This window comes from Streptomyces sp. NPDC093568, assembly GCF_044764945.1.
Classification (GTDB): Bacteria; Actinomycetota; Actinomycetes; order Streptomycetales; family Streptomycetaceae; genus Streptomyces.
In genome coordinates this window covers 1-12,933 of record NZ_JBIWJD010000038.1, presented here as the reverse complement: position 1 = coordinate 12,933, position 12,933 = coordinate 1, and the positions used below count along the sequence as shown (strand labels likewise).

General features: G+C 65.7%; 9 protein-coding genes. 3 read left to right on the top strand and 6 right to left on the bottom strand.

What is annotated here, in order from left to right; translation table 11 throughout:
* Positions 1 to 177 precede the first annotated feature (177 nt).
* Positions 178 to 402, bottom strand: a complete 225-nt coding sequence (locus tag ACIRD7_RS43060; protein WP_403461533.1) for a hypothetical protein — start codon at positions 400 to 402, stop codon at positions 178 to 180.
* 287 nt (positions 403 to 689) lie between these two features.
* Between ACIRD7_RS43060 and ACIRD7_RS43055 the strand changes: the two genes are divergently transcribed.
* Both ACIRD7_RS43055 and ACIRD7_RS43050 read left to right on the top strand, forming a co-directional pair.
* On the top strand, positions 690 to 1,457 hold the full coding sequence (locus ACIRD7_RS43055) for a hypothetical protein (protein WP_403461532.1): 768 nt from the start codon (positions 690 to 692) through the stop codon (positions 1,455 to 1,457).
* Positions 1,435 to 1,977: a DUF6082 family protein gene (locus ACIRD7_RS43050; protein ID WP_403461531.1), complete on the top strand. Its 543-nt coding sequence runs from the start codon at positions 1,435 to 1,437 to the stop codon at positions 1,975 to 1,977. The genes ACIRD7_RS43055 and ACIRD7_RS43050 overlap by 23 nt, the downstream gene beginning before the upstream one ends.
* Before the next feature lie 466 nt (positions 1,978 to 2,443).
* Here the strand turns inward: ACIRD7_RS43050 and ACIRD7_RS43045 are convergent, their stop codons facing one another.
* The 3 genes from ACIRD7_RS43045 to ACIRD7_RS43035 all read right to left on the bottom strand — a co-directional run bounded on the left by ACIRD7_RS43045 (position 2,444) and on the right by ACIRD7_RS43035 (position 5,717).
* Positions 2,444 to 3,091 (bottom strand): hypothetical protein, encoded by a 648-nt coding sequence (locus ACIRD7_RS43045; protein ID WP_403461529.1) that lies wholly within the window; start codon positions 3,089 to 3,091, stop codon positions 2,444 to 2,446.
* A 441-nt stretch (positions 3,092 to 3,532) separates the two neighbouring features.
* The gene (locus ACIRD7_RS43040; RefSeq protein ID WP_403461528.1) at positions 3,533 to 4,885 is read right to left on the bottom strand and encodes a CHAT domain-containing protein; all 1,353 of its coding nucleotides are present in this window, start codon (positions 4,883 to 4,885) and stop codon (positions 3,533 to 3,535) included.
* A gap of 82 nt (positions 4,886 to 4,967) precedes the next feature.
* A complete protein-coding gene (locus ACIRD7_RS43035) occupies positions 4,968 to 5,717 on the bottom strand; it encodes a transposase family protein (protein ID WP_403461527.1) in 750 nt (249 codons plus the stop codon).
* 665 nt (positions 5,718 to 6,382) lie between these two features.
* Here ACIRD7_RS43035 and ACIRD7_RS43030 point away from each other — a divergent pair.
* Positions 6,383 to 9,391 carry a hypothetical protein gene (locus ACIRD7_RS43030; RefSeq protein ID WP_403461526.1) on the top strand — a complete coding sequence of 1,003 codons (3,009 nt, stop codon included), beginning with the start codon at positions 6,383 to 6,385 and terminating at the stop codon, positions 9,389 to 9,391.
* A 156-nt stretch (positions 9,392 to 9,547) separates the two neighbouring features.
* Here the strand turns inward: ACIRD7_RS43030 and ACIRD7_RS43025 are convergent, their stop codons facing one another.
* Positions 9,548 to 11,965, bottom strand: coding sequence for a Helicase associated domain protein (locus ACIRD7_RS43025; RefSeq protein ID WP_403461525.1), 2,418 nt, complete (start codon positions 11,963 to 11,965; stop codon positions 9,548 to 9,550).
* A 262-nt stretch (positions 11,966 to 12,227) separates the two neighbouring features.
* On the bottom strand, positions 12,228 to 12,683 hold the full coding sequence (locus ACIRD7_RS43020) for a hypothetical protein (RefSeq protein WP_403461524.1): 456 nt from the start codon (positions 12,681 to 12,683) through the stop codon (positions 12,228 to 12,230).
* Positions 12,684 to 12,933: the final 250 nt, after the last annotated feature.

Genomic DNA, 12,933 nt, shown 5'->3' with positions numbered 1-12,933 from the left:
GGCCAGCAACGAACCGAGACTCCCGTGACAGCGGCCATCTCATGTCTGACCAGCGAGAACCACACACGAGGTTCGGAAAGAGAACGACCTCTCAGCGTTCCCGTTACGTCTGACGGTCAAGGACGACGGCAAAGCCTCACACTTGTTGCAGATCGCTCGGAGAACTCTGTCTCAGCGTCAGCCGATGAGGGCGTGCAACACGGGCACGCTGCCGCCCGCGCCGAGCAGGCCCGCGAGGGCCGCGCCGGCGGCCGCACTGCCACTCAGAAAGGTGAGACCGCCGACGACCAGGCCGATCACCACTGCCGTCACGAGGACTAGAGCGGTGTGCAGCGTCAGGAACGGGCCACGCTGTGAAGGGCCGGGCGGGTTGGACGAAGCCGGGGTGGGCGCGGAACTCATCTGCTGCTCCTAGGTGTTGGCTTGCTCGCTGCCGCTCCTATGTCACGCCTGGTGGGCTGCCCCACGGAGCTCTCTGCTTTCCGGCCTCTTCAAAAGATCTTGAGGAAAACCGTGGGGTACTTCCTGCCGGCGTACCTACAAGGGCTGGCGAGCTGATTCCCTCCCCGATGCGAGAACGGGGCGGCGACTGAAGGGGGGTAGGGATGCAGGGCGACCAGCACGCGGTTGCACGGGCCCGGGACCTACAACCCCCAGCCAGCCGCAGTGCGCACGATCTGGGCGCACCCGTGTCTGCGGACGACTTGCAACGGATGAACGGCCACGACCGACTCGAAGCCAGGCGGTTGCAGGCGAGCATCGACCGCAGGGCACGCGACCAGCGCATCGTGGATCTACTTGCCCAGGACGGCTTCGAGGGGCCTCGCTACGAACGGTTCGTGGACGAGCTGGTCCGATACGGCATCTCGGTGCTGCGCGCCTGGATGCATTCCGGCTTTATCTTCCAGCTCGTCGCCGACCGCGGCTTCGGACTCAACCCGCACGAACTCGATATGGAAGAGCTGGCCTCCAGCAGCGACCTACGAGAAGAACTGGCCACCATGACGGTGGCCCGCGCCCTGCCTCGTTTTCGGCAGCGCGCACTTGTCGAAGGGGGCTGGACCTTAGACGGCGGGGCGAGCATCACCACCTACTTCATGGGTGCCTGCGCATTTGACTTCCCCAACGAGTTCCGCCGCTACCAGGCAGGCGAGGAGCGACAGCGCCGTGCTGTGCAGCGCCAGCAGGAGATCCTCGAACCACCCGTCACCACTCTCAGCGTGGCCGATGAAGTGCTGGGCAACCTTGAGGTCCTGGAACACCTCAGCGGCATCCAGGACGCGCACACGCGGGCCATCGTGGCCTTGACCCTCGACGGCTACATGCAGGAGGAGATCCGGCAGGTCCTGGGCGCGGCATCAGTTCGCGCCGTCGAAGGAAGTCTCTACCGGTGGCGGACAAAGCAGAAGCAGAGCAGAAAGGACGGTGAACAGCATGGCCGGCCACCAGGACGCTGACTTCGACGCGTTGCTGGAGCAGTCGTCCCTAGGCGGCCCGGCCGCCACGCGGCTGCGCGCGCGCACCCCGCTGAGCTGGGCCCGCATCGTCCGCAGGATCACCGAACGGAGCGAGGCGAGGGAAAATCGCGAGGACGGGGCGACAGCCCGACTTCGCGAACATCATCAACAACTCATCGCAGAGATGACGAAGCTTGCCCACGCGTCTGGCATGACCATGCTCGACAATCTCCCGCAGGGCAAGCGAGAACAGATGCTCTTCGTGCACCAAGAGTACGAATTGCTCCTGCTCAGCCACCGCGTCGGGCTCTTCAGCTGGGACGAACTGCTCAGCTACCTGCAGCGACTGACGCACAACCAACTGTTCCGTGAGTACTGGGAGATGACCAGGGAACACCGCCGAAGCATCCCTCCACGATCTTCCGCTGCCTGCATGGGCACGGCCGTCGACGGGTTCATCGAGGAGACGGCGGATGATCCTGACGAGTGGTGGGTTGTAGGGCAGCCCAACGACTCCTGACATCGCAGCACGCCTGCAATGCTCTCGGCGCCTTCTGCGCGCGGCTAGGGATTGCACGAGTGTTGCCGTAATCCTGGTTCGGTTTGCTTCAGGTGTGTGCTGTCGGCAGACCGGTTCGGTTGGCGCGGTGGGCAGGAGCACCCAGGCGGTGGGCTGGATGCGCTCGCTGCCGCGGCTGTCGGTGGTGCCACGAGGTTACGACTTGTTGTCAGGCGTAGTCGGGGAGTTCCCACACGAGGTGGAGCTCGGCGGGGGCGACGTGCGCGGCGGGCAGGGGACTGAGACCGTGCACTCTCCGTTCACGCGGGGTGGGCGAAGGTCCTCCGGCAGCCGCATCGCGGTCACGCCATGCCACGAGCTCCAGCCGGCGGATCACCCGCGAGCGGGTCCCACCGCCACTGCCCCCCGGCCACGCCCCAGCCTCGGTGTCTATGCCGCAGCGAGCTCACTCGACATGTCGACGGTGCTAGGGATTTTGCCTGGAACAGGAGTCGACGGCCTTGAGGGCTTCGGCCCGTCTGAGATCAACAGTGATTTCACCACTGTCGGTTTTGAGTGTGAGCTGGCCTTTTGCCAGCCGCACTACCTCACCGCATCGCGTGCCGCTGGGAGTGCTGACCTCGATGCCGGGTTTGGCTTTGCTCGGGCCGTACCACGTCATGCCCACGGCTGTGACAAGGAGGGCCATACAGAGCAGGCAGAGGACGAGACCCCAGGAGAGAGCGTTGCCGGCGTGCAGGGCTTCGGAGTGGTCGCTGGCAGACCGAGAGCTGGGATCGTGGTCCTGGACCTGAGGCTGGAGGGAAACCGTCCCGGGGTAGCCGTGGGCCGCGCGCAACAGGAAGAGGGCAGCCGCTGTGCCGGCGAGAAGGGAAGACAGCAGGATCACTCCGACGAGTGCGCTGTACGGTGCAGCTAATTGGCCAACGTCATTTCGTCCTTTGAGGAGACCGAATCCGATCAGCCCGGCCAGCAGGACGCCGATGCCGTTGCGCCAGGCAAGGGCCGCCGCACGAACTTGGGGCAACTCGTGTTTTACGAGCCGGTGGATCTGTCGGGCAGCGAGCCGGTCGGTGACGGAAGCAGCAGGGCCGGGGGTTAGTCGGAGGTTCATGGCTGGGCGGGCCCAAGCTTGATGTTCCAGTAGGCGCCGCAGCCTTCTTCGTCTTGTGGTCGACCGGAATGCTCAGACTCGCAGGTGCACATCATGGGGACCCTTTCCCATCCTGCGGCAGACGGCTCCTGGCGACGGGATGCACGGAGTCGCGGCAGTTGGATACTGCGAAAGACCTCGGTGACGTGAGCGAACTCCATCGCGTGATCGCACCGCGGACACGGGCCGCTCAGGATGACGCCACCGGGGGCGGACTTCATGATGAACCTGCTTGCTGCAACTGCGAACTCGTCACGGGTGATCGGCTCGAAGCGCAGTGATCCATTTGGGGGCGTGGACGGTTGCGCGACGGGGGGAGAGACATTTCCGGGCTGCGATGCTTCCGGTGGATCGTCCGGCACAGGGCGCTCCTTTCTGAGGCCAAGGGCTCGCTGCTTAGTCCTACGGTCCGGTATGGGTGAAGGGAGTCCAAAGACTGGGTTGGTGCGGGTCCTCGGTCCGCAGGGCACGCACGATGGTGTGCAAAGCCTGCGCGGCGCCGTCCGGCCGCAGTGCTCCGTCCACCACGATGTCCTCGTAGACGGCGTTGAACACCTTTGCAGAGGTCTCGTCGTCGATTGACCACAGCGCTGCTACGACGTGCCGGTATCCCGTGTAGTGGAGGGCCGCCGACAGGCTGATCGCTTCATCGACCAGACTGATTCCGCCAGTAGCGGTCTTGCAGGCCGCCAGGCCAGCGAAATCGCCGGCAAACCGCTGGGCGGAGATGTCGGCGATGCTGAGCACCCGATCGTGCAGGAACAGACCACCGCGTGAGGGCTGTCTGAGGTCTTGACCACCGTGACAGCTGAAATGAACCCACCGGTGCTTGGGCAGTTCCCTGCGGACATTCGCCCACGTTGCTTCGTCGGCGTCCAGGAGAGTCCGCCGCTCCTCCGGTACGAGCCGGATCAGGGCATCGCGTTCTTCGGTAGCGCCCCGGAGCCGCACCTGTCCCGGCAACTCCTCCAGGGTGACGATCAGAAGGCGATCCCGCTCCAACTCGCCCTGCGCATCCATCTGCCCGTCGTGAACAGGCGGGCCAGCGGCGGGCTCGATACCCCGCCGGTGCGTCCTGGCCTCCAGCAGCGCCCTCAACGTCGGAGTGTAGGACGACACGACGCAGTCGATCACCGTACGTGGCACATCTCCGCCGCTCTCGTGGTGGTAGCCCGCAGTGTGCAGCGGAAGCATGGCCAGCGGGCCGGTCGGACACCACCACAGCCGGGGCCACGCAGCCCCCGGGGGTGGTACACGGTCCAGCTTCAGCTCGCCGAGCACCGGCGCGGTGATTGAGTCCCAGAGCCATTCCTGAAGCGAACGGAGCATGTCGTCCGTGCGTTGCCTCGACTTCATCAGAGCCGCCGCGGCGCGGGTGCGGTCACGGATAGCGACGCGACCTGGATCAGTGCCTGTGGCCTGGTCCACCAGCTGGTATGCGTACGCCGCCCGTTCGGCTTCCTCCAGCGTGTTTAGGTAGAGAGTCACCCGTTCCACCGTCTGCTCGAGCGTGAGGTCCTGCAACTCGACAGTGCGTACACCGGCGGTGGTGATAATCAGAGCGTCGCAGCGCCACACACTGAGGTTGATGACGGCTACGGGGCCTCCTGCTGCGGCGGGCAGGAGCGTCTCCAGGGACGGCGGACTGAGGAAGTCCTTGAACCCGCGCTTGTGTACCTCTTCCACGAGCCTGTCCCACTCGTGGGCAAGCACCATCCTGCGGTCAACCGGGCTGGTTCCGTCCGCTTGGCTCACGGCGCATCGCCCTCCCCTGGCGCGGTTGCTCGGATCTTGCCCGTACAAGCGATTGGCATGCTTGAGGATTTACTGAGCTTCTTCAGCGGTGCCGCTCCAGGGTGAGGACGGCTTTGGCGATTGACGTCATGCGGTTTGGGCTGCACCGGGATCTGCGGAAGATGCGCCAGGACTTCAGGCGTGCGACGCCGCGCTCGACCGGTGCCCGCGCCGCGGCCAGGGCCCGGTTGCGGGTCTTCTCGGTGAGGGTGAGTTCCTGCAGGGGCCTGCGTTTGATGCCCGTGGTCACCCAGGGGCCGCCGCCCTGGTAGGCGAGATCGGCCAGGATGGGGACGCCCTGGCGCTCGCAGATCCGGATGATCCGGTGGGTGCGGGCAGCGGTCAGGTCGTGCGCCCGGCCCGGCAGCGCGGGTGAGAGCCACAGAAGCCGGCCGCCCGGATCGGTGACCACCTGCACGTTCACCCCGTGCCGGCGGTGTTTGGCCGAGTAGTCGGCCCGTCCGTCGCCGACTCGGTCGCACTCGGCGAGCGTGCCGTCCAGCAGGACGAAGTCCGCCTCGGCCTCGCGCAGGACCTTCAGCAGACCCGGCGCACGTTCAGCAAGCAGGTGGACGACCGCGCTGGTGTAGGCGTGGGCGGTGGACTCGCTGATCCCGAATCCGGCAGCGATCTTCGCCAGGGTGGTGTGTTCGCGGAGGTACACCAGTGCCACCATCGCGCGCTGGGACGGGCGGAGCTTGCAGCGGCGGTCGCCCTCACGGGTGACAACGAGCATGGTGACCCACTCCACGAGCGCATGGGGCAGGTCGAGTGCGGCAGGATAGATGACCAACGAGGCCCCCGAGCAGCGTGGTTGAGACGTCAGACATCTCGATCAACAGCCCGGGGGCCTCGCTCGTTGCGGTTCGTGGACCGTCACCTGATCGGTGGCCAACTCGAAGAAACTCACTGATTCCGGTAGTTGTCGGAAGCCACGGGGGCAGAGAGACAGAGGGTGGGTTTCCGTCTGTTCCCCGATCTGGTCCAACAGCTTGAGCACAGCCGGGCCCTGCCATGCGCGAGCGAGGATCTGTTCCGGATGCAAGCGGGTCTGAGTGAATAGATCCGCAGCTGACGGTGCCTTGCAAGTCAAGTCGCTTCAGCGGCGAGGCCATCGTGGAAGCCAACGATCATATGGAGCTCGCTGCCCGGTCGTACTGGTTCGGCTCTGCCACGGCACTGACGCCACAAGGGCCATGCCCCTGATCAGCGTCTGTCATTGCCTACGGAGTCAAAAGCATCACCCGCCCGGGCCAGCCACTCGACAAGAGGAGCATGCCATGCTGGCCCCAAACGGGGTTGGCCCTGCTCCAGGGCTACGAAGACGGAAACAGGCGGCCAGTACCGGCTCGGAGTGCCGATCGGACACCAAGAATTGCTGAATTCCGTGTCTGGCAAGGCTTGACCCGTTCCCGTGAGGGCACATACCCACACGGGAAAGAAGGCTGAGGAGGTTCGTTGCCAGACGACCCGCTTGACACTCTGCTAGCAGCCGCGCATCAACGCATCGCAGACTTCACGGTAGACGGCGACTCGCAAGCTGTGCTGGGCCCTGATGTTCTCGGCCTATTGGAGCGTCTCCTCCAAGCGGGCCGCCGGGAAGACGGCAAGCAACGGATCGACGTCGCTTGGACAGCGGGACTCGTGTACTTTCTCCGATACTGCGCGCGACCAGAAAGCGGTGAGTACACCGATATTGCTGCGGCAGGCGAGTTGTTCGCCGTGGTCCGGCAGCATGACCCTTCGCGTGTACCTCCAGGGTTGTCGTACACCCATGCCATGGCTCTGCTGCGACGCAGCGAGGCAGAGAACGACGAGCACGGCCGCGATCACGCGATCGGAATGCTCCGCCAGGCAGCCGCCGAGACGTCTGATCAGGGGAACTGGCAGGCCGCTGCGGAGCACGACCTGGGAGTGGAGCTATGGCGCCGGTTCTTGAGCAATCGGCAGTCGGCCGACCTTGACGAAGCAGTCGCGGCGCAGCGACGAGCCGTCGCTCTTACATCGGACAGTGCTGCTGAGTACCCGGTGTGGGTGTCGGGCCTGGCCGTGACTCTGCGCACCAGGTTCGTGCATGCACGCGTTAGGCGAGATCTGGACGAGGCGGTAGCTCTCAGCCATACCGCAGTCACCCTGGATCCGAGCCACCCCCGCAGGCCCATCCTCCAGTCCAATCTCGGACAGGTCCTGCAGACCCTCTTCGACCACACAGCCGCACCGAAGGACTTGGCACAGGCGGAGGCCGCTTCCCGGGCAGCCCTCGCAGCCACGCCACCGGACGACCCGGAGCGGCCGGAGATGCTGAGGATCCTCAGTGCAACGCTGTACCGACAGTTCGAGCTTCACGGCGACAGAAAAACGCTGGACGAGGCCATCATTGAGGCGCGTGAGTCAGCGCGCCTGGCCAGCGTTGTCAAACCGGCCGTGCAGGTCACCGTCCTGAAGCAGCTCGCTTCCCAACTGCACCGTCGCTACGACCTGACCCGCTCGCCTGACGATCTTGACGACGCCATCGACGCGGAACGGCAAACCGTGGCGGATCCGCATGATCCTGATCGACCCGGCAGACTGAGCAATCTGTCCGCAAGCCTACAAGCGCGGTTCGAGCTGCTGGATCACAGTGAGGATCTCGACGAGGCCGTCGAGAAGGCACGCGAGGCCGTTGCCGTTCTCCCTGCCGTCTATGACGACCGTACGACGGTACTGGACCGGCTGGCCATGGCCCTCATGGCCCGGTACCGGCGCTCCAGGCAGTCGGCTGACCTCAATGAGGCGATAGTGGCCTGCACCGCGGCTGTGCAGGCAGGAGCCGAGGACGCCACGGGTCAGGCAGATCTGCATATCCGTCTGAGTTTCATGCTGCTGGCCCGTTTCGAGTATTCGGGCGATCAGGCCGACCTCGACGATGCCCTGACCGCGGGACAGGCAGCGCTGGATGGCAGCGAGGAGGGGTCTCCCGCCCGAACGGCGTACCGCATGCTTGTCATGGCTGCCCTGCGGACTCGATCCCGGCATGCTGACGCCGCAGGAGACCTGGATGCATCCATCGCCATGGGACGTGACGCCATCGCTGAGTCGTTGTCGGACTCTGACGTCCGTGCACAGGCTCTGACCGAACTCGCTCTCGGGTTGAGGGAACGCTTCGAAAGGAACGGCAACGCCGCTGATCTCGAAGCGGCAGTCGAGGCCATTGGCAAGGCCCTTGAGTTGACGCCGGACGGCCACCCCACGACGGCCAGGCGGAAGAACATCGCCGGTATGTCACGTATAACCAAATTCAGCGCCGATGGGGCGATTGACGATCTCAATTCCGCGATCGCGTACCTTCGCGGAGCTGTCGAAGACCTTGAGCCGGGCGACCAATGGCGGGCTGCCGCGCTGTCGAACCTTGGCATCGCCTTGACGGCCCGCTTTGAACGCACCGGAAACATCCCAGATCTCACCGAGGCGATCCAGTTCGGTGAGGAGGCGCTGGGGGAGCTCACACCCGAAGGCCCTGAGACTCCCGCGACTCAGGCCGGACTGGCCCGAGCGCTGACGCTGCGCTTCAAAAAAACCAAGAACCCCGGCGACTTGAATCGGGCACGGTTGCTCTGCACTCAAGCAGTGAACCGCACCCCGGTCAGCCACTCCCAATGGGCCAATCGACAGTACAGAGTCCTGGCTGTATTGCAGGCCCGGGTCGAGGCAATCGACGAACCTCGCGAACTCGACGAAGCGATCCACCTGGCCAGGGCGATGGAGGCGATCCTGGCTCCCGAGCACCACATGCTGCCGGTGATCCAGAACGCCGTTGCAGCTCTTCTCCTGCTCCGGTTCGAGCGTCAGCGCAACCTCGATGACCTGAACGAGTCGCTGGTCCTTATCCAAACAGCATTCCGAGACGAACCCAAGGGGTCCGCCCACTGGGCCGGGTACCAACGCAATATCGGAATCGCCCTGGCACGACGCTTTGAAGCCGAGCAAGATCCCCATGACCTGGAATCGGCGCTCGACGCATGGAAGTCGGTCGCGGAGTCCCCGACAGCAACTCCGCTGGAACGCATTGAGGCCGCAGTTTACAGAGGCGGATACGCCGCCATGAATAACCGTTGGAGCGACGCGCTCGACAGCTATACGGCAGCAGTGCACGTTCTTCCTCTCCTAGCCTGGAGAGGAACGACTCGCTCCACGCAGGAGGGTACTGTCGCCCAATACATGGGCCTTGCGGCGAAAGCGGCATCCTGTGCCATCACGGCTGGAGACCCGCGGTGTAGCATCGAGCTGCTCGAACACGGCAGAGGTGTCCTCTGGTCTCAGTACCTCGAAACACAGACAGACCTACATGAACTGTCTCTCGAGGTCCCGGATTTGGCCGCAGAGCTAGACCGCGTCCGCAACGCTCTGGCAACTGCGGACTCATCTGATGCGACACTAGCGGACCTTCGCGAGGTCAACCACCTGCCCCAAGAATGGCCACATGTCTGAGTCGGTTAGAGGTTGCTTCGCCAAACGGCTTGCCATGCTCGCGCGGTGCTGGCGTCCGGAGCGCGACGAGGATCTCTTATGGACCATCATTCGGATAGATGTGGTGCAGCCCGCACTTGAGGACGCCGACGTGTTCTGAGCATACCTACGCTGAACTCACTCCCACCGCATGCCAAGTGCTGACAGTTGCTCGACCCGTTCCACCGCGAGCGTTGCTTTACGGGCACGGGAGTTGGCGATGAACACTCCCAGTGCCAGCTCGGTCCCGTCGACGGTTTCGGTGTGTGATCGGGGTACGTTCAGGTGTCCCTCCCTGGTGCGGTACCGGCGGGCCGCCGCCAGGTTCGCCTCCCATTTCTGCGCCCTGCTCCGCCGCGGCGCCGACGCGGCAGGTGGCTGCTCCGGGAGAGGCTGGATACCCAATACCTCGCCGAGCAGCCACTGCTGCGCGGTGCTCAGCGCCTTCCACTCCTGCCGCTGCGTGTGCACCCAGCGTCCGATGTCCTCGCCCTGCAGGATCAGCACACCTTCCTGCTCGGGCAGGGCGCCGCCGGCCTGAAGGTAGGTACGGGCCAGGTGGAAGCACCGCTGCCAGGCCACCGGCCACACCGGACACCAGGCGGGATCGATCTCCTCCAGTGCACGGCGCCGCTCCCGGCTCAGTCCGCCGGCCTCAGAGCCCTCATCCCGACCCGCGTCTGGCTGCCGGCCCTCGGCACGCCGGGCAGCGGCGCGCTGGTTCTTCAGCCAGACCCCGACCGGATAGTTCTCCCAGGTAGCTTCGGTCGGGGCCAGGAGATGGCCGTGCTCGGCGGCCCATCCGCGGGCAGCGGCCAGGCCCTCGTCGAAGGCGACGGTGAAGCGGGACCACACCATGCCGAGCTCGTCCAACTGCGCAGCACGCTCCGGGCCGAGGCCGCCCTGGCGGTTAAGGCGCCGCTGGTTGGAGATCCACACCCCCAGCGGGAACCCGTCGGGCGCCGTGTGTCCGTAAGGCACACGCAGATGCCCGTGGTCACCGCGAAACGCCAGCGCCGCCTGCAGCCCCCGCCGCCAGAACTCGCCCTCCGGCCGCAGCACCCGAGCGCTGATGAACGCCGCCAACTGCGCCGGATCCCGACGTGTCGAGAACGACAACAGCCCCTGCGCCGCACCACCGACCCCACGCTCCGCACCTGCAACACCTGAGGCCACCACCGCCCGGCTGGCAGCCTGCGGGACAGCGAGCTGCTCAACCGCCTCCGCGTCATGCGCCCGCAGCGCGGCCAGCAACTTCGCCAGATCCTCATACGCCTTCGAGGCGAGCATCTCGTCCGGCTCCTCACCCGGCCCCAGGAACACCGGAACCACCAGCGACGCGATCTTGCCCTCACCCGGCTGCATCCGCAGGGCACGCCCCACCGCCTGGACCACGTCAGGCACCGAACCCCGCACGTCCGCGAAGACCACCGCATCGCAGCCCGGCGTATCCACCCCCTCACCCAGCACCCGCACCGACGACAGCACACACCGCTCCCACACCGAACCGTCCGCCGCGCACTGCGAGGAGAACTCCTCCAGCACCCGCCGCCGATGAGCCACCTTGTGCTCCCCGCACAGCCACTGCGCCCACACCGCCCCCGGCTCCGGATAACCCCCCTCACCGCTCTCCCACAACGCCTTCGCCACCCCACCCAGCCCCTGCGCGAAGGCCTCCGCCTCACTCGTGCGGGAATGGAAGGTCAACAACCGCCTCAGCTTCTGCTCAGCCGCCGTCTTCAGCACCGCCGTCTGCAGCGCCCCCAGCCGAAGCCCCCGCACCGCATCACTGCGCGCATCCGACCCCACCAACTGCATCGCCTGCACCTGCGGATCCGCGATGTCCACACACACCACCTGATACCGCGCGACCAGCCCCCGCTCGATCGCCTCCGACAGCGACAACCGGTACACCACCGGCCCGAACACCCGCTCGTCATCCATCGACGCCACCAACCGAGCCGACCCACCCTCCAAAGACGCATCCCACAACCGCGGCGTCGCCGTCATGTACAAACGCCGCGCCGCCGGCACCCTCCTCTGGTCATGCACCGCCGCCCACGGCTTACCCAACACCCCCGACGTCCGGTGCGCCTCATCCACCACCACCAGATCCCACCGACCAAGCCCACCTCCGTGAGCCCGCCCCAACACCCCCAACCCCAGCGCCGCATAGGTCGCGAACACCGTCACCCGCCCACGGGCCGCAAGCCACGCCACCAACTGACCCGCATCAGTCGTGCACGGCACCTCCAACGCCCCACCCTCACGCGGCGAGCACACACCGAACATCGCCCCCACACGCCCAGCCGACCGCCACACACCCACCACCTGCCCCAGCAGATCAAGCGTGGGCACCAGCACCAACACCCGCTCCACATGCAGCTCCAGCGCCGCATGCACCCCCACCAGACTCTTACCGGCCCCCGTAGCCGCAACCACCTGAGCCCGCAGACCGTCCTCCGGCCACATCCCACCCAGCGGCTGACCCAACGCCCGCACCACTGCATCCACGGCCTCGATCTGATGGGGACGAAGCCGATGCCGACCTGACACGAGATCTTCCCGCCTTCCACACCGCACCAACGGGGGCAGTAGCCCTTCATTACAGACTCTATCCCGAGCCATTTTGATGCAAGCACTCGATCGAGCGACAACAACACACACCCGAAGGCCACACCTGACACGATCCCACCCAGACCCCACCACATCGCGGGATCCACCCAAGTTTCCTCAAGAGAAGAGCGCGGGTAGGACAATGCCCACCCGCGCCCTCGACTCGCCAACCAACCGAAGCCAGCCTCACGCTGAAGTGCCGTCAGGATGGGGGAGTAGAAGGCAAGCCCTGAGACTGCTCGCGAAGCTCGCCCACACCCAGCTTCGCCAGACGCGACCGGATCGCGCTCGGCTGCCGGGCAAACCGACCGGCCAGCTCATCAATCCCACTTCCAGAAGCGTGAAGCTGCAGCAACAGCTGCTCGTCCTCCAGCGTCCACCGCTGATAGGCGTTCGGATGCTGCTTGCGCACCTCATCCACCGAGTACGCCTGCGCAGCCGGCCCTGACTCCAATGACAGCTCGACCCCGCTCAAGAGGGAAGAGGGGAAACTGCACACCTCAACACCCCGCAACCAAAAGGTTGCTGAGCCTCCCTCGAACGTCAGCAGATCTGCCTCAACATCCAAGACCCGCCGCATGACATCCGAGTCCCAAGGATCAACCGTGAACTCGATGAAACGTAAGCGGATCTTCCCCTGAGGAACAGCATCAGACATGGCTCCACCCTGCCCAACACAAGCCCGCAGCAAGCCCACCCGCCCCTTCCTAGCCAGCTAGGCCCGCAACGCGGGCCCAAGGCAGGGGAGCGAAGCGGACCTGCCCGATCCGCAACGCGGATCGCCCCCCGGGCGCTTGCGCCCGGGCATTTCTGGGCCCGCAACGCGGGCCCAGTCCGGCGGCAAGCCGCCGGCTCCCGATCCGCAACGCGGATCGGTTCGCCGCCGCAACGCGGCGGCGAACTTGGGG

Bases quoted from the DNA above. Each gene is read 5' to 3' on its own strand.
- ACIRD7_RS43060 (WP_403461533.1), bottom strand. From the start codon at position 402: ATGAGTTCCGCGCCCACCCCGGCTTCGTCCAACCCGCCCGGCCCTTCA.
- ACIRD7_RS43050 (WP_403461531.1), top strand. From the start codon at position 1,435: ATGGCCGGCCACCAGGACGCTGACTTCGACGCGTTGCTGGAGCAGTCG.
- ACIRD7_RS43045 (WP_403461529.1), bottom strand. From the start codon at position 3,091: ATGAACCTCCGACTAACCCCCGGCCCTGCTGCTTCCGTCACCGACCGG.
- ACIRD7_RS43020 (WP_403461524.1), bottom strand. From the start codon at position 12,683: ATGTCTGATGCTGTTCCTCAGGGGAAGATCCGCTTACGTTTCATCGAG.